The sequence below is a fragment of the Mariniphaga sediminis genome (assembly GCF_003573545.1).
GTDB lineage: Bacteria > Bacteroidota > Bacteroidia > Bacteroidales > Prolixibacteraceae > Mariniphaga > Mariniphaga sediminis.
The window spans coordinates 205,144-226,006 of record NZ_QWET01000003.1 but is presented as its reverse complement, the minus strand read 5'-3'; the positions used below and the strand labels follow the sequence as shown (position 1 = coordinate 226,006).

At 43.0% G+C, this 20,863-nt stretch carries 17 protein-coding genes; 12 read left to right on the top strand and 5 right to left on the bottom strand.

The window, feature by feature from the left end:
- Positions 1 to 16: 16 nt before the first annotated feature.
- Together D1164_RS05260 and D1164_RS05255 are read right to left on the bottom strand one after the other, a co-directional pair.
- A complete protein-coding gene (locus tag D1164_RS05260; RefSeq protein ID WP_119348909.1) occupies positions 17 to 3,229 on the bottom strand; it encodes a glycoside hydrolase family 2 TIM barrel-domain containing protein in 3,213 nt (1,070 codons plus the stop codon).
- 71 nt (positions 3,230 to 3,300) lie between these two features.
- Positions 3,301 to 4,623 (bottom strand): cysteate synthase, encoded by a 1,323-nt coding sequence (locus D1164_RS05255; RefSeq protein ID WP_172594344.1) that lies wholly within the window; start codon positions 4,621 to 4,623, stop codon positions 3,301 to 3,303.
- Between the two features lie 360 nt (positions 4,624 to 4,983).
- On the opposite strand from D1164_RS05255, the gene D1164_RS05250 reads away from it, so the two are divergent.
- Positions 4,984 to 5,382: a hypothetical protein gene (locus tag D1164_RS05250; protein WP_119348908.1), complete on the top strand. Its 399-nt coding sequence runs from the start codon at positions 4,984 to 4,986 to the stop codon at positions 5,380 to 5,382.
- A gap of 13 nt (positions 5,383 to 5,395) precedes the next feature.
- Here D1164_RS05250 and D1164_RS05245 read toward each other — a convergent pair whose 3' ends face one another.
- Positions 5,396 to 5,965: a manganese efflux pump MntP gene (locus D1164_RS05245; protein WP_147372050.1), complete on the bottom strand. Its 570-nt coding sequence runs from the start codon at positions 5,963 to 5,965 to the stop codon at positions 5,396 to 5,398.
- A 76-nt stretch (positions 5,966 to 6,041) separates the two neighbouring features.
- Here D1164_RS05245 and queD point away from each other — a divergent pair, with 76 nt between their 5' ends.
- The 3 genes from queD (at position 6,042) to D1164_RS23730 (ending at position 9,616) form a co-directional block, all read left to right on the top strand.
- Positions 6,042 to 6,491, top strand: coding sequence for a 6-carboxytetrahydropterin synthase QueD (queD, locus tag D1164_RS05240; RefSeq protein ID WP_119348906.1), 450 nt, complete (start codon positions 6,042 to 6,044; stop codon positions 6,489 to 6,491).
- 181 nt (positions 6,492 to 6,672) lie between these two features.
- Positions 6,673 to 9,450, top strand: a complete 2,778-nt coding sequence (polA, locus tag D1164_RS05235; RefSeq protein WP_119348905.1) for a DNA polymerase I — start codon at positions 6,673 to 6,675, stop codon at positions 9,448 to 9,450.
- Position 9,451: 1 nt separating this feature from the next.
- A complete protein-coding gene (locus D1164_RS23730) occupies positions 9,452 to 9,616 on the top strand; it encodes a hypothetical protein (protein WP_172594343.1) in 165 nt (54 codons plus the stop codon).
- Positions 9,617 to 9,828: 212 nt separating this feature from the next.
- Here D1164_RS23730 and nadA read toward each other — a convergent pair whose 3' ends face one another.
- Positions 9,829 to 10,821 (bottom strand): quinolinate synthase NadA, encoded by a 993-nt coding sequence (gene nadA, locus D1164_RS05225; protein ID WP_119348903.1) that lies wholly within the window; start codon positions 10,819 to 10,821, stop codon positions 9,829 to 9,831.
- Between the two features lie 336 nt (positions 10,822 to 11,157).
- Here nadA and D1164_RS05220 point away from each other — a divergent pair, with 336 nt between their 5' ends.
- From D1164_RS05220 to D1164_RS05200, 5 genes are all read left to right on the top strand, one after another.
- The gene (locus D1164_RS05220) at positions 11,158 to 11,427 is read left to right on the top strand and encodes a hypothetical protein (RefSeq protein WP_119348902.1); all 270 of its coding nucleotides are present in this window, start codon (positions 11,158 to 11,160) and stop codon (positions 11,425 to 11,427) included.
- Positions 11,428 to 11,484: 57 nt separating this feature from the next.
- Complete coding sequence (locus D1164_RS05215) at positions 11,485 to 11,817, top strand: PadR family transcriptional regulator (protein ID WP_119348901.1); 333 nt, start codon at positions 11,485 to 11,487, stop codon at positions 11,815 to 11,817.
- A 45-nt stretch (positions 11,818 to 11,862) separates the two neighbouring features.
- Positions 11,863 to 13,428, top strand: a complete 1,566-nt coding sequence (locus tag D1164_RS05210; RefSeq protein ID WP_119348900.1) for a PspC domain-containing protein — start codon at positions 11,863 to 11,865, stop codon at positions 13,426 to 13,428.
- A 278-nt stretch (positions 13,429 to 13,706) separates the two neighbouring features.
- Positions 13,707 to 14,711, top strand: coding sequence for a 3-keto-disaccharide hydrolase (locus D1164_RS05205; protein ID WP_119348899.1), 1,005 nt, complete (start codon positions 13,707 to 13,709; stop codon positions 14,709 to 14,711).
- 122 nt (positions 14,712 to 14,833) lie between these two features.
- A complete protein-coding gene (locus D1164_RS05200) occupies positions 14,834 to 16,156 on the top strand; it encodes a M20 metallopeptidase family protein (protein WP_119348898.1) in 1,323 nt (440 codons plus the stop codon).
- A gap of 21 nt (positions 16,157 to 16,177) precedes the next feature.
- Here D1164_RS05200 and D1164_RS05195 read toward each other — a convergent pair whose 3' ends face one another.
- Positions 16,178 to 17,134: a calcium/sodium antiporter gene (locus D1164_RS05195; RefSeq protein ID WP_119348897.1), complete on the bottom strand. Its 957-nt coding sequence runs from the start codon at positions 17,132 to 17,134 to the stop codon at positions 16,178 to 16,180.
- 265 nt (positions 17,135 to 17,399) lie between these two features.
- On the opposite strand from D1164_RS05195, the gene D1164_RS05190 reads away from it, so the two are divergent.
- Genes D1164_RS05190 through D1164_RS05180 form a run of 3 tightly spaced genes read left to right on the top strand, consistent with a single transcriptional unit; the run spans position 17,400 to position 20,851 of the window.
- On the top strand, positions 17,400 to 18,503 hold the full coding sequence (locus D1164_RS05190; protein ID WP_147372048.1) for a LacI family DNA-binding transcriptional regulator: 1,104 nt from the start codon (positions 17,400 to 17,402) through the stop codon (positions 18,501 to 18,503).
- A 13-nt stretch (positions 18,504 to 18,516) separates the two neighbouring features.
- A complete protein-coding gene (locus D1164_RS05185; protein WP_119348895.1) occupies positions 18,517 to 19,866 on the top strand; it encodes a Gfo/Idh/MocA family protein in 1,350 nt (449 codons plus the stop codon).
- 10 nt (positions 19,867 to 19,876) lie between these two features.
- Positions 19,877 to 20,851, top strand: coding sequence for a Gfo/Idh/MocA family protein (locus D1164_RS05180; protein WP_119348894.1), 975 nt, complete (start codon positions 19,877 to 19,879; stop codon positions 20,849 to 20,851).
- Positions 20,852 to 20,863 lie beyond the last annotated feature (12 nt).

The window sequence follows — 20,863 nt, the reverse complement described above, 5'->3', positions numbered from 1 at the left end:
CGGATAAAAATATATTTTATAATTTCTGTTTTGCCAGTTCCGCCGGATTGTCCTCAGACCCCATCCCTTTCATGCGAAAACTGTATTTATATTCTTTTCCGGTGAGTCGGTACTTGTCGTGCGTCCATGCTCCCCAGCTATCATCTCCTCCTACACCCATCTGCCTGAAGTCCACATTCACGGATGTAAGATCGCGCGGCTTCACATCGGTTGTGTGGCGGTTTACCACCTTCACACCTTCCGGCTGCTTGCCGTCGGAGCGTTCCAACGATTCAAAATCTTCCAGCAGGTTGTGGTGAGCACTCATTTCCAACAGCGGCATTCCTTCAAAAAACAGCCCGTTACCATCCTGATTGGTAATGGCCATCCAACGTACGTCGGTTTTGTTTCCGTTTTCCTGCGGACGAAGGTAGGCCCAGTACTGATCTGCCACACTTCCTTCATACAAATCAACAAACGCACTGGTTTTACGATCCCAATAGCTTTCGTGAGGCCCGCGGCCCAGCCAGGCAACCTGGTCAAACCGGCGGGGCATTATCAGGTTCATGCCCATTCGCACTATTTCAGGCAACTCATCTTTTGTCATTTTAAAATGATTGGTAACCAACACATCTCCTGAACCATAAATTTGGTAAACCGACTGGTATTCTGCAATTTTTTCTTCTGAATCATCTACCAAATCAAAATCAAAAACCACTTCAGCCAGGTTGCCGGCCTTTTGGGTTACTGCCACATTGGACACCTTCCGGCTTTTCCCGGCAGCGCGCCATACCCGACTGCGTTTGTGCAGGTTATTACCCAAATCATTATCAATGGGCGCCCGCCAAAAGTTCGGAACAGGGCCGCTTTCCATCAATTCGGTTCCGCCCTTTTTAAAGCTGCTTATTGTGCCTGCCGCTTTGTCAAAAGCAATGGAAAATCCTTCTCCTGAAATCGCAACCGACTGCCCACCATCATTTACAGTAAGCCCGGGCATAGTTGCCAGCTCCATTTTCTCTACCGGAACAAAAACCGGTAGCTTAAGCTGCTCAGCAGCTAATTCAGTGCCGGCTTCCAATAATCCGTCCGAATTTTTCAGGTTAGCCTTCACATTCAGGAAATACTCCACACCGGGCTCGGCAACAATCGAAGGATCAAAGTTTGCACGAACACTTTCACCGGGAGCCGCCTGTACATTTTCAAATTTTCCTGAATGAATAACCTTACCGTCTCCTGTAATTTCCCAGGAAAAATAGAAATCAGAAAGATTACGGAAAGCGTATTTATTTTTGATACTGATAATTCCATCGTTCAAATTTACCGGTTCAAAACCAATATACTGATACACTTTTTTTGTTTCCAGTAAATGGGGTTTTATCCCCCTGTCGGGATTCACCAACCCATTCAGGCAGAAATTACCATCGGAAGGAACATCTTCAGGGCCAAAATCGCCTCCGTAAGCCCAGAATTCCTCGCCATCTTCATTTTTAGTCAGAAGCCCCTGATCTACCCAATCCCAGATAAAACCTCCCTGCAACACATCGTATTTTTCAATCAAATCCCAGTAATCCTGCAAATTACCCACGCTGTTACCCATGGCATGTGCATACTCACACTGGATCAGCGGGCGCTCTGGATTCGATTTGGCATACTCTTCCATTCCTTCTATCGGCATGTACATGGGGCAGTAAATGTCTGTATTATAATCCAGTAAAGACCTTTCATATTGAACAGGCCGGGTTTGGTCAACCGATTTCAGGTAATCGTAAGTGACATAAAAATTCACTCCGTTTCCTGCCTCATTTCCCATTGACCAGATAATGATACAGGGCTGGTTTTTATCCCGCTCAAACATATTACGGGTACGATAGAGATGTGCCTCCTTCCATGCTTCATCGTTAGCAAGCGATTCGGCATCATATCCCATCCCGTGCGATTCGATATTGGCTTCATCTATAACATACAGACCGTATTTATTACAGAGCTCGTACCATAATTCCGGCTGCGGATAGTGAGATGTTCGAACGGCATTCAGATTATGGGCTTTCATTGTAAAAATATCCTTCAGCATCGTTCCCTTATCTACCACGTGCCCCTTCACATCATGATGCTCGTGGAGATTGGCTCCTTTCAGGTACACATACTGTCCGTTTACCAGCAAATTGGCATTTTTTATTTCTACAGTTCGAAAACCAATGTCCTGCCGGATAACTTCCACCAGGCCATCTTCGTTTTTCAATGTAATAATCAGTTCATACAAATTGGGATACTCTGCCGACCATTTTTTCACCTCCGGAAATTCAGCCTCAAAAAGAACATTTTGTTCTCCGTTTTCCAACGGTTCTGAAAATTCTCCCAAGACCTCTCCCTGATCGTAAAGAACAGCTTCAAGAACGGCTGAACCGGCCTTTTCTCCCTGATTTAACACATCCACTTCCACCGAAAAAATACCGTTTGTGTATGTTTCATCCAAGCCGGAAGCGATCCTAAAATCCCGAATCTGCTGCTGGTTGCGAGCCCAAAGATACACATCACGGGTGATGCCACTCAAACGCCAGAAATCCTGATCTTCGAGATAGGAAGCATCGCTCCACCTGAAAATTTCCACCGCCAGGGAGTTTTCTCCCGGCTTCAGGTATTTGGTAATGTTAAATTCAGCCGGGGTTTTACTGTCTTCGCTGTACCCAACAAACTGTTCGTTTACCCAGACGTTAAGCATGGAACCTGCCGCACCGAAATGAAGGATGATCTCTTTTCCTTTCCAGCCAGTCGGAATGGAAAAAGTACGCTTAAATGAGCCCACCGGATTGTGGTCTCCCTCAATTTTAGGCGGTGTTGCCCCGTGCGGATAAGTTATATTGGTATAAATCGGATAATCATATCCTTCCACTTCCCAGTTAGACGGCACTTCAATTTCATCCCACTGCCGGGTATCAAAATCATCCTTAAAAAACCAGTAGGGCCTTTCGGAAGGATGCTGCGCCAGATGAAACTTCCACATCCCGTTGAGCGAATGCAACATAGGCGACTGCCATTTGTCTTCTGAACGCGCCTGCTCCACAGTAGCATACGGAATAAAATGGGCATGTGCGGCTTCCCGGTTTATTTCATAAACACCCGGATCTTCCCAGGGTGGATTTTCATTTTGTTCCCATGGAACACTTGAATAATCGGTGTACCGGTTACACGATACGGCCAATATATAAAAAGAAGCAATGATGAAATACAATGAAATTTTGAGCCTCCTCATGTTATATGAATTAAATTATTATACTCGCTCTAAAAGTAAGAAAGTAAAAAAACACATGCCGAATGTGTTCCCTATTTTTCCAAAACAGAAAATGATTTAGCCGATTGAAACAACATTTCAACCCCTTTTCGAACCTCGCTGGGATCAGGATTGAAATCGAAAACCATATCAGGCTTCAGGTAAAATAACTTATTTTCAGCTTTGAATCTTTTTTCGCCGCCACCAGTAATATTAAGCATAATAAGAGCCTCTTTATCTATTCCTTTTCTTACCAAATCAATCAATGAGGCAGTAGCAACGGCTGCGGCAGGATGAATATCTGCACCTTCTGTTTCTTCAAACAACTGTGCGGCATCTCTTGCCTGCTCATTGGTGGCAATAAGCACATCGCCGCCGGAATCGATAAGTGCATCATATAATCCGCCGGCAATAGGATAAACCGGCTTTCTGTTTGACAATACCTTGGCATCAATTTCTTCCACCTGTTTCCGGGCCAATGTTTCGTCGAGTGGCAGCATGGCCCGGGAACCAGCCTTCCAGGCGTCGAACATTGGAATAAACGGAATATTTTGGGAAACCATTAACTTCATTTTGTTGGTTCCGAACCTTCCGTCGGCCAGCAGGCGCAGGTTGGCCTCCCATGCAGCAACGGCTCCGGTGCCGCTCCCCACTGCCTGAAAATAGTATTCCGGAATTTGCCCGATTGTAGTGGCAGCTGAAAGTACGGTGGTGGCCATTCCATCGCGGCGTGCCACATTTTTTGCACCCCCTTCCGGGATAAAACCTTCCATACCTGCCACAATATTCGACAGATGAATGGCATCGAAATAATCGCTTCCGGAACGGCTGCATATCAACTTTACACAGTCATTCAGCGGCTTATCAAACCAAAGGGCACTGAGATTATCTTCCGGAACACAAATCAACAATGGAATGTTGTTCTCAGAGCAAACCTTGGCAAATGAACGTGATGTATTTCCGGCTGACGCTACCACCAGTATTTTGTCCATATCGGGTGTCATTCGTCCGCAAACGGAATAGGCTTCAGTTTCTTTAAAACTACATGTGGTTATTCCGGCCCCTTTTTCAGGCCAATAACCGCTGAATGTAATCCAAAGATTTTTCAGTCCCAGCTCTTTACTCAACCCTTCACTTTTGTATGTTACCGGTGCCGATGATCCATGAAGCACCCGGCCAATGGGAAGCCAATCGGCAAATTGATATAATCCCCATGAACTGTGTTTTACGTTGAGTTGTGTTTTTTCATATAAAGCACGGATAAGGGTAGGTTCTGTTTCTCCCGGTGCATCCAGTATCCAGCCGTTTTCATCAAATATTTTCCCGGTATTAACCGATTGCAACCGATAGTTGGTCTTCGTAAAGTCTGTGTTCATTTTTTTCCTTTTCGATGAAACCACAAAAGTAACAAATTGGACGAGGAAAAACAGGAGAAAAATTCAATTTGGCTATTCTTCATGCAATTATTTCAGCTTAATTAATCATTGGGAAACAAGCTTCTCCGCTGTTCAGACCGAATGGCAGAATATAAACCCGCAACAAATAATTACCTTACACGCAACCTTCTACCCCGTTTTCGCGTCTATGTGTTGTGTCTTATAAAATCCCCACACACCTTTAATCCTCAAAGGGAATTGCATGCAGGACTGACCGACCGGAGTCGGGAATGTGAAAGGCGTATGTCGCTTAATATTTAACATTACACTGTTGTTCATTCATTACAAAAATGAAACGTCATGCAGAAGTTTTATGGATTATTTACGCTTTTAGTCTTAGCCTTTTTCGCTTGTAACGAGGAAGCACTGCCCGGTACTTTTGAATGGAGCAAAGAACAGGGATTCAGCTTCGAGGAAAACTACTATTCACCTGATAGTTTAATGTATTTCAAAATTACCGACATACAGGATTCAAGATGCCCGCAGGGAGCTACCTGCATTTGGGCCGGGATGGTAAGGGTAAAGCTGTCAGTTCACACCTCAGTGGTTGACACATTGTGGCTGGACACCTATAACAATCAATCGGATACAATTCATGATTTTGCTTTTCAACTGATGAACGTTTCGCCTTATCCGGAACTGGAAAAAGAAATTGAAAAAGAAGATTACAGGGTATCACTTCGGATTTTCAGGATTTAGTGCCGGCTTGTTTTCAGACGAACAGATGCTCCACCAATATTTTGATTCCTATTGCGATCAAAATGATCCCTCCCAAAATAAGGGACTGTTTGCTGCATTTGGCCGGAATGTATTTGCCAAACAGCATGCCCAGCATGGAGGCAAGAAAAGTTACAGCACCAATAATAGCTACCGGGAATAAAATAGGTAATTCGAGAAAACCGAAACTGAGACCTACCACCAGTGCGTCTATACTGGTAGCTATTGAAAGCCCCAAAATAATCCGGACTTTAAAAGGATCAAAGCTTTGCAACGTCCCGTCCGGTTTGGCTCCTTCCACCATCATTTTTATTCCTGTTAATGCAAGCAAGCCGAAAGCAATCCAGTGATCAACCGAATAAATCAACTTATGAAGCGTGGTACCGGCCAGCCAGCCAATAACCGGAAAAAATGCCTGGAAAAATGCCAGCGATACGGCAATGGGAATAGCCTGCTTAAACCGGATTTCCTGCCTCATCAATCCGCAGGAAACAGAAACAGCAAAAGAATCGAAACTCAATCCGACGCCAATCAGAAAAAATGTTATGAATTGGATAAAGCTCATTTTTTGTTTAAGCTGCAAAAATACCCAATTCAACTAATTTGGGTACTTTTGCCCCATAAAATTTGAATTTTTTGTTATGCCAAAAATCAGGGTAACCAAACGCTTTCATTTTGAGATGGCCCACACGCTTCATGGATACGACGGGCTGTGCCGTAATATTCACGGGCATTCATACAATCTCGAAATAACCTTAATCGGTGAGCCACGCAACCAACCCGGTCACCCAAAAGACGGGATGGTCATGGACTTTTCCGATTTGAAACATATTGTAAAATCCCAGATTGTCAGCCGCTTTGACCATGCACTGATGGTTAACCGCCTGGTTTCCGAAGAACAAATTGCGCTGTTACAAAAAACTTCGGAACGTGTTCTAATTGTAGATTTTCAACCCACCACCGAGAACATTGCTGCCTACATTGCCGATATTCTCCAACAGCATCTGCCCGAGGAGATTTCGCTGTTCAGCGTTCGCCTTTTTGAAACGGTAACATCGTTTGCCGAGTGGCTTGCCGAAGATAATGATTAGCCGGGCCATAGTATTTTTTCAAAAGTTAACGTTAAATTTGTTGTTAATATATTACCTGACGAAGGTGTAGTTGTGGATGGTGTTTTACAGAACTGGTGATTCAGAGCCACAGGTCCTAAAGTAGATTTGAATCCCCGGGAAAATCCCTGCGTTTCTTCATCTTCGCGTTAAAAAGATAATTATGACAGAAGACAGCCCGAAAAAGCTTTTTTTGCTTGATGCCTACGCATTGATTTATCGCAGCTATTATGCATTCATCCGCAACCCACGGTTCAACTCAAAAGGAGTAAATACCTCGGCCATGCTGGGATTCACCAACTCGCTGATACAATTACTTGAAGCAGAGGAGCCTCATTATATCGGCGTAGTATTCGATGTTTCGGCGCCTACTTTCCGTCACGAAATGTTCAAAGAATACAAAGCCAACCGGGAAGAGATGCCCGAAGATTTACGGAAATCCATTCCTTACATCCGGAAAATTATAGAAGCATTCAATATTCCCATCATCGAGAAAGAAGGTTTTGAAGCCGACGATGTGATTGGAACCCTGGCCAAAAAAGCCAAAAAAGAAAAATTCGACACTTTTATGATGACCCCTGATAAAGATTATGCCCAACTGGTAGAAGACCAGATTCGGATGTATAAACCGGCAAAACAGGGAGGAGCTGCTGAGGTATGGGGGCCGGAGGAAGTGAAGAAAAATTTTGGCATTGAACAGCCGGAACAGGTTATTGACATCCTTGGATTAATGGGAGACAGCTCCGACAACATCCCCGGCTGCCCGGGAATTGGCCCAAAAACGGCAGAAAAGCTAATTGCCGAATTTGGAAGCATCGATGGAATTTATGAGAACATTGACAAGCTGAAAGGGAAACAAAAAGAGAACCTCATTGAATTCGAAGAGCAGGTGCGCCTTTCCCGGAAACTGGCAACCATTATTCAGGACGTACCTATTGAATTTGACAAAACAGGACTTACCCGGGAAGAAATCAACAAGGAAGCACTAAAAGCACTATTTGAAGATCTGGAATTCCGGACACTCTCCGAACGTCTTGGATTAGAAGATGCCAAAACCGATACTCCTGTTCAGCAGACTCTTTTTGGTGATGTGGAAACAACACAACCTTCTGCAAAAAAACAAGAGAATATTGAAACAATTCCCCATCAGTATTACCTGGTGGAAAACGAAATGCAACGAGCCAGCCTGCGTGCTGAACTGGCAGTGTCCGACGCATTCTGTTTCGATACGGAAACAACGGGCCTCGACACCCACTCTTCCGAAATTGTGTGCCTCTCATTTGCTTTTCGCAAACACGAGGCTTACTGTGTAACATTGCCCCCAAAACGTGAAGAAGCTCAAAAGGTACTGGATGAATTCCGTGAGGTTTTTGCCGATGAAAACATTGGAAAAATTGCACAAAATATAAAATATGACATGCTTATGCTGGCCAACTACGGCATTGAAGTGAAAGGAAAACTTTACGATACCATGCTGGCCCACTACCTGATTCAGCCTGAACAAAAGCATAATCTTGACCACCTCTGCTCTATTTACCTTAACTACGGAAAAGTTCCTACCGAAAACCTCATCGGCAAAAAAGGGAAAAACCAGTTGAGCATGCGGTCGGTTTCCAAAGAAAAACTGCGGGACTATGCCTGTGAGGATGCCGATCTCACATTGCAACTGAAAGATGCCATCGACCCTGAACTGGATAAGTTTGAAATGCGCGAACTGTTTGAGACGATAGAGATGCCGTTGGTGGCGGTACTGGTACACATGGAAAAGGCGGGGGTAAAACTGGACTCAGCGGTTTTAAAAGAATATGCAGTTACACTCCGGGAACAAATCATTCAGGTTGAAAAAGAGATTTTTGAGCTGGCAGGTGAAGAGTTCAACGTTTCGTCGCCGAAACAGCTCGGGCCTATTCTTTTCGAAAAACTAAAAATATCAGCCAGCAGCGGAGCTAAAAAGACCAAAACCAAACAATACTCCACCTCGGAAGAAGTGCTGGTAAAACTGGCCGACAAGCATCCCATTGTGAACAAAGTTCTGGATTTCCGCGGAATGAAAAAGTTACTTTCTACCTACGTGGAAGCATTGCCGCAAATGGTGAATCCAAAAACCGGGAAACTACACACTTCTTTCAACCAGGCCATTACAGCGACCGGACGCCTTAGTTCGGTGAACCCGAATTTGCAGAATATTCCTATCCGCGACGAAAACGGGCGGGAAATACGGCGGGCATTTATCCCTTCCGACGGGGAACACACCTTTCTTTCGGCCGACTATTCACAAATTGAGTTGCGTATTATGGCAGCGCTTAGCAAGGATGACGAGATGTTGAAAGCGTTTGCAGAGGGAAAAGATATCCACGCCATCACAGCAGCCAATATATACAAAGTACCGGAAAGCGAGGTAACTTCCGATATGCGCCGAAAAGCTAAAACTGCCAACTTTGGTATTATATATGGTATTTCCGCATTCGGGCTGTCACAACGCCTGAACATACCTCGCACCGAAGCCAAAGAACTGATCGACGGTTACTTTGAAAGCTTCCCGAAAATTAAAGCCTTTATGGACAAACAGATAGAACTGGCGGGAAAGAAAGGGTATGTGCAAACAATTAAAGGCCGCAAACGTTATTTAAATGATATCAACTCAGCCAACGCAGTGGTGCGCGGAGTGGCAGAACGAAATGCTATTAATGCGCCCATTCAGGGATCGGCTGCAGATATCATAAAGGTGGCGATGATTAATATTTACAAGCAGTTCAAAGCAGAAAAATTAAAATCAAAAATGGTACTTCAGGTACATGACGAATTGAACTTCGACGTATGGAAATCTGAACTGGAGAAAGTTAAAAATATTGTAAAAACAGAAATGGAACATGCTATTGATTTAGGAGTCCCCCTTACCGTAGAAATGAATGATGCAGGAAACTGGCTCGATGCTCACTAGTATGGAAAAAATAGTTGTAATAGAAACGGAGGATGATTACCGTGAAGCTCTAAAACGCTTCATAGGACTGTGTGGATCACAAAAAACAGATGAAGATCTAATGGAACTGCAATTGCTAACCGATCTAATGGAAAAATATGAACGGGCAAACTGCGGGGGGAATTAATGCTGAAGTTGCAGTTACTTAATTCAATATACCTTACTTCATTCTAAATTTGTTTCACAAACGTTGCCACTTGCAGATACATTGGTAATTCTGCCGGTGTTTTGCTAATGTTGGTATTGGTTTTATTTCCCGACCCGGGAAAGCAAAAAAACGGCAATAAAACATTTAGTATCAAACTCCCAATCTGCTCCCGGCCAATTGTGGTAAAAAATCTATTTTGAGATTTCCAACATCCTTTCAATGGGAATTCGTGCTTTTTCAATTACATCGCGGGGTAATGTCACCTCGGGTTGTTCGTGTTTCATACAAGTATACAGCTTTTGCATACTATTCAGCTTCATGTATGTACAGTCGTTACATCCACAGGTGGAATCAACCGAAGGTGCCGGAATAAAGAGTTTGTCGGGACAAGCCTTTTTCATCTGGTGCAAAATCCCACTTTCAGTGGCCACAATAAATTTCCTGGCCGGGCTGCTTTTTGTATAATTCAACAGCGATGTAGTAGAGCCTATGTGACGGGCCAATAAAAGAACCGGCTGTTCACATTCGGGATGTGCAATAAATTCGGCCTCGGGGTATTGATCCATTAAATCGATAATCTTTTCTACTGAGTACTTTTCGTGCACCATGCAGGCACCATCCCATAATACCATATTGCGTCCGGTAACGCTGTTAAGGTAATTCCCAAGGTTTTTGTCAGGGCCAAAAATCAGCTTTTCATCTTCCGGGAAACTGTCAATTATTTTTTTTGCATTGGCGGATGTGCATACAATGTCCGACATCGTTTTTAATGCTGCGGTAGCATTTACATACGTAATAACTTTATGTTCGGGGTATTTGGCCTTGAATGCAGCAAAATCATCTGCCGGGGCCGACTCTGCCAACGAACACCCTGCTTTCAGGTCGGGAAGAATCACTTTCTTCTCGGGATTAATAATTTTTGCCGTCTCCGCCATAAAGTGAACTCCCACAAACACAATCATGTCTGCTTTTGTTTGGGCTGCAGCTTGTGCTAGTCCCAAACTGTCGCCCACATAATCGGCAATATCCTGCAATTCACTCTCTACATAAAAATGACTGAGAATAACCGCATTCTTTTCCTTTCTGAGCCGGTTAATTTCTTCAACCAATTTTATATCCCGATCTATCTGTTCTTCAATAAATCCTTTCTCCTCCAGCATTCGCTCGATTTGTAACTGTTCCATCTCCTCTAAATTTCAGAATGTCCTTTTTGAATCAGCCGGTAAAAATAAAAATTCATTTACAAAAAAAACCGTTTTTTGTCTGAATTGTTTGAAAGAGAACACAAAAATACCTTATAAAAGGCGCTTTTAAAATTGGGTTAAACTTTTTTTTACATCAATCTCAAAAAAATAGTACTTTGTTTTGCATAGTACTAAATTTTATTCATATATTTGCAATACCAATATCAGGGTATATAAAAGTAGTTTTTTAAAAAAAGTTCTTTGTAAGGTGTAACATATAATAAAACATAGCGTCATAATGGAAATGGAAACAGAAAAAAAATAAAAACAGCAAACATGAAAACAATAAAAGCCATGAAAACAAAATCAGATTTTCGGAAAGCAGCCCTACGTTTGGCCGCCGTTGTCGTTAGCATTGTCCTGATAAGTATTACCGTGAGTGCGCAGGAGTTTTGGGAAAAACTTTTAACCCATAGCAGTTTCAATGAAATTGCAAATGCGATGGTTGAAACATCCAAAAAAGATAGCGCATCTGTACTTTCGGAACAGGAAAGTACAAACTGGTATTCCTTCGACAAAGCTTTCGACCCGGCGCTTGAACTGTAAGGTGGACGCCAACAAAACCATTTGGAAACAATTACAAAAAATTAACGAAGGGACACAATGAAACTGGAGAATACAAAAGCGCAGATGAGGAAAGGGGTGCTCGAATATTGCATTCTTCTGGTGCTGGATGGTAAGCCGCTTTACGCAAGTGACATCATCCAGGCGCTGAAGGAATCAAAAATGATTGTCGTGGAAGGGACCCTTTATCCATTGCTTACAAGGCTCAAAAATGCCGGCCTTCTGGCTTACCGTTGGGAAGAATCAACTCAGGGGCCGCCTCGTAAGTATTATGAACTGACTGAAAAGGGACGAAAGTTCCTGGGCGAACTGGGTGGCTCGTGGTCCGAGCTGGTTGAAGCCGTTGACAAAATCAAAAAAAACAGGGTTTAAACCATTCCGACAAACCAAAATTTCGAATAGGAAATAAAAAACAATATGAAGAAGACATTCACAATTAATATCAGTGGTACTGTTTTTCACATCGAAGAAGATGCGTATGATGTGCTGCAAAAATACCTGGTAAAACTAAAAAACCATTTTGGAAACGAAGAAGAAGGCAAAGAAATTCTGGCCGACATTGAGGCGCGGATCGCCGAAATTTTTATCGAAAAAGCGTCAGATGACAAAAAGGTAATTACCCTCGACTGGGTTGAATATGTAATTGAAACGATGGGGACGCCTGAAGATTTTGCTGAGGTAGAAGGAGATGAAGAGGAAACTTTTTCATCAGAGACAAAAAGAAAACGCAGGCTTTACCGCGATCCGGAACATCGTGTTTTGGGAGGTGTTTGTGGTGGATTGGGAGCCTATTTTAATATGGACCCTGTAATTTTACGGATAATTTTTGCCGTGTTATTTTTCGCAACCTCCGGTGCTGCGTTACTGGCTTATCTGGTGCTTTGGATAGCTGTACCCAAGGCGGTTACCACTGCCCAGCGACTGGAAATGAGAGGCCAGGAAGCCACCGTAAAAAACATTGAAAAATCCTTTCGGGAAGAGGTAAAGGAGGTGAAAGAAAGCTATAAAAAGTTCAGGGAATCGGAAACCTATACAAAAGGGAAAAAAAAAGTAGAAAACGCGGGTGAGGTAACTTACAGTGTTTTTAAGCTTCTCCTTAAAATTACCGTATTAATTATTGGCGTTATCCTTATTGTATCCGGATTTTTTGGGTTACTTGGGATGATATCCTCACTGGTAATCGGTCATTCATTTGTTCAGGGATGGCCAATGATTTGGGGGCCCGAAATACATTTCCCGGACATTTTAAAATACCTTGTAGAACCGGGAACCGTTAAACTGGGACTCATTGCTGTAGGCATTTTGGCAGGAATCCCCTTACTGGCCATGCTTTACATTGGATCAAAACTGGTTTTCAGATATAAATCAAACAACGCAGCAGTCGGCCTTGGAATGGTTGGCGTATGGCTGGTTGCCCTTATCATGCTGTTTGTGATCTCCACTGGCCAATTGAGCAACTTCAGGAACCGGTCATCGGTGGTAGAAAGCTCTAACATTCAGTGTGACAGTTGTCAAACGCTTTATTTAAAAATGACAGAAGATAATTATAAAGGAAATGCAACGCAAAGCTGGGATCTAAACAAATTGAAAGTGATAGAAATGAACGGAGAGAAAGTAATTCTCGGAAACCCCCGGTTAGATGTTGAAAAAGCAAGCGGGGAAACTTTTATTGTCAGCGTAAAAAAATCTTCACGGGGCCGGACACGCGAAAGTGCGCGGGAGCATGCCTCTGATCTGGAGTACAATTACCAATTAAAAGATTCGATGCTGCTTTTCGAACCGTATTTTTTCCTGGAAGAAGGAGATAAGTGGCGCGACCAGGAAGTATACATTACCATAAAAGTTCCTGAAGGCAAATCTATTTTTCTTGACGAAAGCATGGTTGATATCATATACGATATTGAAAATACAACAAATACCTGGGATGGCGATATGATAGGTAAATACTGGGAAATGAAACCCAAAGGACTAACCATGAAATAACCCCTGGAACAAAACGGGTTAAAGTAAAATCAGCAAATAATATATACAATGCACTGACTCTGTATTTTTATATGTGTATTGTTTACTTCGTATGATAATCTCAAGGCTATAAAAAAACACTCGCAAATAGTATAATTATTCCGCCGGGTTATTTTATTTATCGGGCAGCCCCTTCTGTCCACCCTGCAAACGGAGAACATATTCCAAACAGGATCATTGCATTCAATCTTTTCGTATGTTTGTACGATTCAGAATTTAAATCAAAAAACCTAAAAAAAATGAGAAAATTATTTGTATCGCTCATTGCGGTTTTAATGACAGTAATGTTTACCCGCGCCCAAAATTCCCCTGACGATTTTTACGGGATGTGGACACTTGAAATCGAAGGCGGATCAGTTGGCTGGCTTCATGTTTTTGAAAACAACGGATTCCTTGATGCCGAATTGCTTTGGCGAGGCGGAAGTGTTACGCCGGTAGCCCATGTTTTTTTAATGGACAACAACACTTTAGTGGTTTCCCGAACCCGGGAAGTAAAACGTACCGGGAACGACGGAAAAGAACGTAACATGGCTGCTCCGCACCTGTTCAAAATCACCCGCTCAGGAGACAAACTCGAAGGAGTTTCAGTCCAACCTTCGAATGACGGAATGGAAGCAACTCAGTTGAAATTCTCTGGCTGGAAACTCCCCGATGTTCCTCCCGCACCCGATTTGTCGAAATTAAAATTCGGCAAACCGGTGAAACTATTTAATGGTAAAGATCTTTCAGGGTGGGAACTAATCAATCCAAAGCAAACCAACGGCTTCAAAGCAGTTGATGGTATACTGGTAAATGATCCGGTTAAAAAGGAGGGAGAACATATTTCGTATGGCAACCTTCGTACAAAAGAGGAATTTGAAGATTTTAACCTGACACTGGAAGTAAATGTTCCGAAAGGCAGCAACAGTGGAGTTTACCTGCGTGGCATGTACGAAATTCAGGTATTGGATTCTTACGGAAAAGAAACTGATTCGCACAACATGGGAGCTTTATACAGCCGAATTACCCCGTCGGTATCTGCAGAAAAACCTGCCGGGGAATGGCAAACAATGGATATAACCCTGTGCGATCGCCATGTAACTGTCAAACTAAACGGCGTTACAGTCATCAACAACCAGCCGGCTTACGGCCCTACTGGCGGAGCTATTAAGGCTGATGTATTTGCACCGGGCCCTATCTACCTGCAGGGCGACCATGGAAAGGTGTTGTATCGTAATTTCGTACTGACTCCCATTTCCAAATAGGAAAAAAATTATTCCGACAGTTATTGAACCTTCAAAGATTCAGAATCTTTGAAGGTTTTTTCTGAAGAACATTCTGTATTTTCAGATGTTCTAAACAAGGAATATTTCAAATCAAAATTCAGATGAACTTAAAACTATTTCTGATAGGTATTGCCATAATAATTCAAATAGATGCAATGCCTCAGATCAGAGAAAAAATCGAAAAGGAAACCCAAAGACAGACCGGCTATGCATTAGAGCTTTGCAGGTACCTTCACCAAAACCCTGAGTTGTCATTTCAGGAATTTGAAACGGCCAAACGAATGGCTTCGGAATTACACAAAGCCGGATTTGAAGTGACAGAGAATTTTGGAGGCAACAACGTTGTGGGAATTTTAAAAAATGGGAATGGTCCGGTGGTAATGTTGCGTACCGACATGGACGCACTTCCCATTGAAGAAAAAACAGGTTTGGAATTTGCCAGCACCAAAACCAGTCAAACTACTGATGGGAAAGAAGTGCCGGTAATGCACGCCTGTGGCCACGACATTCACATGTCGGTCTGGGCCGGAACGATTCATACATTGGCTGCACTGAAGGAGCACTGGAAAGGCACACTTTTGGTGATTGCCCAGCAGGCAGAGGAATATAGCGGCGGCGCTGACAAGGCCATCAATGAAGGGTTGTTCTCCCGCTTTCCGACACCTGACTACGCTCTGGCCTATCATATTAATCCCTCGCTCGAATCAGGAACCATCGGACTGATTGGCGGACCCGTTTTTGCCGGCGTTAAAACAGCAGAAATAACAGTTTTCGGCAAGGGAGGGCACGGTGCATACCCGGAAAAATGTATCGACCCGGTAGTCATTGCTTCACGCATTGTTATGGATCTGCAAACTATTGTCAGTCGCGAAATCAGCCCGCTGGAACCGGCCGTGGTCACGGTAGGTTCCATTCACGGAGGCACACGTCCCAACATCATCCCCGATGAGGTAAAAATGGAATTAACCCTCCGCTATTATTCCGATGAAGTGATAAAAAAAGTAATTGCCGCAATTAAACGCATTAGCCATTCGGCAGCACAAATGGCCGGCATGCCTGAAGATCAGTTACCTTTTGTCCATATTTACGAAAAAGAAACCCCACCTGTAATAAATGATGAAAAATTGAGCCAAAAAACATTTCAGTTCGCCACTGAAATCATTGGAAGTGAAAACATTCAGGAAACCCCACCGGCTATGGTAGGGGAAGATTTTGGGAAATACGGTCGTACCCCCGAGAACGTTCCAATTTGCCTTATCTGGCTCGGAAGTACGGAACCTGCTTTAATGAAACAATTAAAAGCCGAAGGAAAAGAACCCTACCCATTGCATTCACCAAGACTGAATCCCGACTACAAAAAAACCATTGAAACGGGCATTAAAGTAATGGCAGGGAATGTGATTGGATTAATGGGAGAAAAATAACCCTTTTCGCAATTATACATTTCACAGCTCCTTTGCAACCAACCAGGTCGTGTAAGTCAGGTAAACTATAAGTAGAATGACAGCCTCCCAGCGATCCAACCTTTTTCGTCCACCTGTAAACATAGCTGCAAAAAGGAAAAGCGTACCTCCCGCCAACAGATAAATGTCTGTATTAAAACTGACATTAAAGGTTACCGGACTAACCACCGAGCTAATGGCAATAACCAGAAAAATATTAAAAATATTAGACCCGATGATATTACCGACGGCAATGTTGGTATTCTTTTTTAAAGCAGCAACCACCGATGTAGCCAGCTCTGGTAGTGATGTACCAACAGCGACAATGGTAAAACCGATAATTTTTTCACTGAGTCCGAGAACGGTGGCAATTTTAACGGCATTGTCAACCACAAGCCGGCCACCAATCACCAGGCCGGCAAGCCCGACTATTATAAATGTATAAATCTTAAAACCTGACATATCACTGACAGCAACATCATTGGGGGCAGTATCTGTTTTAGAAAGACGGTAAATATAAAACATAAAAACCCCAAACATCAGCAATAAAATAAAACCGTCGTACCTCGAAATGACAGGCCCTTCGAAAAGAAACAGGTTATTGGCAAGTAAAAACAAAAGAATAACGGCAAGCAACGACAACGGAATTTCCCGCCATGTAGTACTTGACTGCACCACAAGAGGGTAAATAATTCCGGTTATGCCCAGAATTAAAAACAGATTTGCAATATTGCTCCCCAGTACATTTCCCAATACAATATCATTAAATCCCTGTACCGAAGCAATCACATTCACCACCATTTCCGGCATTGAGGTTCCAAAAGCGACAATGGTCAGCCCAATCACCAAATCCGAAACATGATATTTTTTTGCCAGCGAGGCAGCCCCACTTACCAGCCAGTCTGCGCCTTTGATTAACAGCACCAATCCAAAAACCAAAAGTAAAACCTGTACAACCATCCTCTTTTTTTTGTAATGATAATCAATTGTCGGTAATCTGCTGCAAAGATTTAATTATCTCCCCGATAAAAATATGTGCAGGCACACATATTTTGTGTTTTACAACATAGTTAAAAAAATAAAAATATACTTATAATTCTATTTTACAAGAAATTAAAATCCAAACAGAATTCCCTCCACACATAAAAGTGTGTGCGCACACACTTTTTTTTTGTAATTGAAAATCATTTGAATAGATTTGCAGAATATCAATGATTGTAAATTGGTGGGAAAAACAAAAAAAATAACAATTCAGGATGTAGCCCGGCATGCCAATGTTTCGGTTGGAACGATTGACCGGGTTATTCATAACAGGGGCAAAGTATCTCCTGCAAAAAGGGAAAAAGTAGAAGAGGCCATTAAAGAGCTCAATTTCAATCCCAATTTGCTTGCCCGCACCCTCGCATTAGGAAATCGCTTTACAATTTGTGCCCTTATCCCATCTACACCGTACCCCGGACATTACTGGTCGATACCCACACAGGGCATTGACGTAGCTGCCGCACAATTTAATGACTACGGGATTGTAGTGGAATATTATTATTACGATCTTTTTGACGAAACTTCTTTTGTAAAACAGGCCGGCAACATTCTAAATGCGTCACCACATGGTGTAATTATGGCTCCCCTTTTCCTTCAGGAAAGTAAAACATTTACAGAAAAACTGAAGAAAAAGAAAATCCCTTATATTTTTATTGATGCCGATCTTCCTGGCGGGAACAGCCTTTCATATATTGGCCCTGATGTAAAACGCAGTGCTTTTATTGCAGGTAAATTGTTGAATTCCGTTTTACCCGAAAACAGCGAAATCCTTATTGTAAATATGGTAAAAGGATTTGAAAACGCTGCTGCCCTTCGCCGGATAGAAGATGGGTTTAGGGAATATTTCCAAAACAAAGGGTTGGAAAAAGAAAGGCCGATTCAAGTCCTAACCATAAGTTCAACCCATAAAGAGACCGTTTTCAGGGAACTGACAAAATTTTATATCAGAAATTCTTCTGTAAAAGGTGTATTTGTAACCAACTCCAAATCATTTCTTGTTTCTGAATATCACCGGCAACATGAACTGGACATCCGGGTGGTAGGCTACGACCTTGTGGAAGATAACGCCCATCATTTAAAAACCGGGGGAATCGATTTTATCATTTCCCAAGGTCCTTTCCAACAGGGGAAAAGAGCCATTCAAACACTATTCGATTATTTTGTTTTCAAAAAAGAGCCTGAAAAAATACAACATGTTCCGCTGGACATCATCATTTATGAAAATCTGGACTTTTACATCAGTTTTAACCGGCTCTTCATGAACGAAACGAAAGATACAATAACTTAAATATTTTACTAAGATGATAAAGAATAACTCAAGAAGGGAATTTATTAAAAAATCCGCAGGTGTTTCAGCCGCTATCGTGGCAGGAGGAATCCTCCCCGGATTCAGTGCTTCGAGCTACCGCCGAATAATGGGTGCCAACCAAAAACTGCGCGCATCAGTAATGGGAGTGAATTCAAGAGGAAGTGCGCTGGCACAGAATTTTGCTTTCCAGGAAAATTGCGATGTAATTCACATTTGCGATGTTGATACACGGGCCATTGAAAAATGTTCAGCAAGAGTCCAGAAGGTACAGGATCCAAAACCACAGGGTTTTCAGGATTTTAGAAAATCGCTGGAAAGTAAGGACATTGATCTGATGGTGATTGCCACGCCCGACCACTGGCATGCTCCTGCAGCACTGCTGGCCATGCAGGCAGGCAAACATGTTTACCTCGAAAAACCATGCAGCCACAATCCTGCTGAAGGAGAAATTCTGATAAAAGCTGCCGCCCGCTACAACAAATCAATACAAATGGGGAACCAACGTCGTTCTTTTCCAAATGTAGTACAAGGCATTACCGAACTGAAAAACGGAATTATCGGACGCCCCTACTTTGGGAAAGGATGGTACACCAATAACAGAGGACCTATTGGGGTTGGTAAAGATGCCGCCGTGCCGGAATGGCTCGATTGGGATCTCTGGCAGGGACCGGCACCACGCAAGGATTACAAAGACAACATCGTACATTATAACTGGCACTGGTTCTGGCACTGGGGAACCGGCGAAGCGCTCAACAACGGAACCCATATGGTAGATATCATGCGATGGGGATTTGGAGTTGATTACCCGGTAAAAGTTAGCTCAAATGGCGGACGTTTCCATTACTCTGACGACTGGGAAACTCCTGACACCCAGGTTATTAATATCGACTTCAAGGAAGGTGTTTCGATGAGTTGGGAAGGAAGAAGCTGTAACGGGAAACACATACAGGGAACTTCTGTAGGCGTTATCTTTTATGGAGAAAAGGGAAGTATGTTTATTCCGGGTGGAAACGAATATACTGTTTTCGACCTGAAAAACAATGTTGTAAAAGAAGTGAAAAATGAAAAGAAAGTAGATCCGCGCGACGCGTCCAACCCGTCGAGCCACCTGGATTCATTGCACATTCGCAACCTCTTCAACAATATTTATTCGGGCGAGAGCCTCGTAGCCGATATTGATTCAGGACACAAAAGTACCTTACTTGTCCAATTGGGGAACATCGCCCAACGTGTGGGACACTCTCTGGAAATCAATCCTGAAAATGGCCACATTGTTGGTGACAGGCAAGCAGAGAAACTGTGGTCGAGAGAGTATGAAAAAGGTTGGGAAATGAAACTTTAAACTGATAAAGATGCGTTCAAGACGAAACTTTATCAAAACAGCGGGAAAAGGTGTCGCCATGGCTGCTGTTACTCCGGGAATAGTAACACAGTCTGCCTTTTCTGTACCAGCTGAAAAAAAAATCCGCATTGGCATCATCGGTGCTGAAAACTCGCACACCATCGGCTATGGAAAGATGTTCAACACAGACAAAAAATTTCCGGGGATGGAAGTGAAATACGTGTGGGGCGAAACCGATGAATTTGCCAAACGGGCTATGGAACGCGGCAATATCCCTTACCAGGTGAAAGATCCAAATGAAATGTTGGGAAAAATAGATGCGCTGATCGTAGATCACCGCCATCCGAAATACCACTTAGAACCTGCTATCCCATTTATAAAAGAGGGTATTCCCACATTTATCGATAAACCTTTTTGTTATCGTGCGGAGGAAGGGAAAGAGTTTCTGGAACTGGCAAGGAAATCAGGCACACCGGTTTCTTCATACAGTTCTGCTGCATACAACGCTGCCACCTTCGATTTAAAAGAGCAGGTTAAGGAGATGGATGTCAAACAAGTAGTTTGTTACGGCCCGGCAGATCTTGATTCTAAATACGGTGGTATATTTTTCTATGGGGTACACATTGTTCAGCCACTCATGTACGTGTTTGGTGAAGATATTGAACGTGTCAAAATAACCCGCGACGGACAATACGGAAATGCCAGCCTGAAATTTTCAAGCGGCCTGTTTGCCACATTAATTTTCAAACGGAAAGCTTACGGGTGGGAAACCTTTGTCGAAACGCCAAAAAACCTGGTTGAACTGAAGTCACAGGTAGAAGAATCGGACCCGCCCAAAAATTATGCTGACATGGCAGAAATGTTTAAAACCGGGAAAGAGCCCAGATCACATCAAAGTATTCTGAATTGTGTATCGGTACTTGAAGCGCTGGAAAAATCGGCAGAAACTGAAAAGTGGGTTAATGTAGAGTATCTAACTGTTTAAAGTTCAGGATTT

Coding starts and splice junctions, on each gene's coding strand:
- D1164_RS23730 (WP_172594343.1), top strand. CDS start 9,452: ATGGAAAAAATAGTTGTAATAGAAACGGAGGATGATTACCGTGAAGCT.
- polA (WP_119348905.1), top strand. CDS start 6,673: ATGACAGAAGACAGCCCGAAAAAGCTTTTTTTGCTTGATGCCTACGCA.
- D1164_RS05260 (WP_119348909.1), bottom strand. CDS start 3,229: ATGAGGAGGCTCAAAATTTCATTGTATTTCATCATTGCTTCTTTTTAT.
- D1164_RS05215 (WP_119348901.1), top strand. CDS start 11,485: ATGAAACTGGAGAATACAAAAGCGCAGATGAGGAAAGGGGTGCTCGAA.
- D1164_RS05255 (WP_172594344.1), bottom strand. CDS start 4,623: ATGAACACAGACTTTACGAAGACCAACTATCGGTTGCAATCGGTTAAT.
- D1164_RS05195 (WP_119348897.1), bottom strand. CDS start 17,134: ATGGTTGTACAGGTTTTACTTTTGGTTTTTGGATTGGTGCTGTTAATC.
- D1164_RS05185 (WP_119348895.1), top strand. CDS start 18,517: ATGATAAAGAATAACTCAAGAAGGGAATTTATTAAAAAATCCGCAGGT.
- D1164_RS05220 (WP_119348902.1), top strand. CDS start 11,158: ATGAAAACAATAAAAGCCATGAAAACAAAATCAGATTTTCGGAAAGCA.
- nadA (WP_119348903.1), bottom strand. CDS start 10,821: ATGGAACAGTTACAAATCGAGCGAATGCTGGAGGAGAAAGGATTTATT.
- D1164_RS05205 (WP_119348899.1), top strand. CDS start 13,707: ATGAGAAAATTATTTGTATCGCTCATTGCGGTTTTAATGACAGTAATG.
- queD (WP_119348906.1), top strand. CDS start 6,042: ATGCCAAAAATCAGGGTAACCAAACGCTTTCATTTTGAGATGGCCCAC.
- D1164_RS05250 (WP_119348908.1), top strand. CDS start 4,984: ATGCAGAAGTTTTATGGATTATTTACGCTTTTAGTCTTAGCCTTTTTC.
- D1164_RS05245 (WP_147372050.1), bottom strand. CDS start 5,965: ATGAGCTTTATCCAATTCATAACATTTTTTCTGATTGGCGTCGGATTG.
- D1164_RS05180 (WP_119348894.1), top strand. CDS start 19,877: ATGCGTTCAAGACGAAACTTTATCAAAACAGCGGGAAAAGGTGTCGCC.
- D1164_RS05210 (WP_119348900.1), top strand. CDS start 11,863: ATGAAGAAGACATTCACAATTAATATCAGTGGTACTGTTTTTCACATC.
- D1164_RS05200 (WP_119348898.1), top strand. CDS start 14,834: ATGAACTTAAAACTATTTCTGATAGGTATTGCCATAATAATTCAAATA.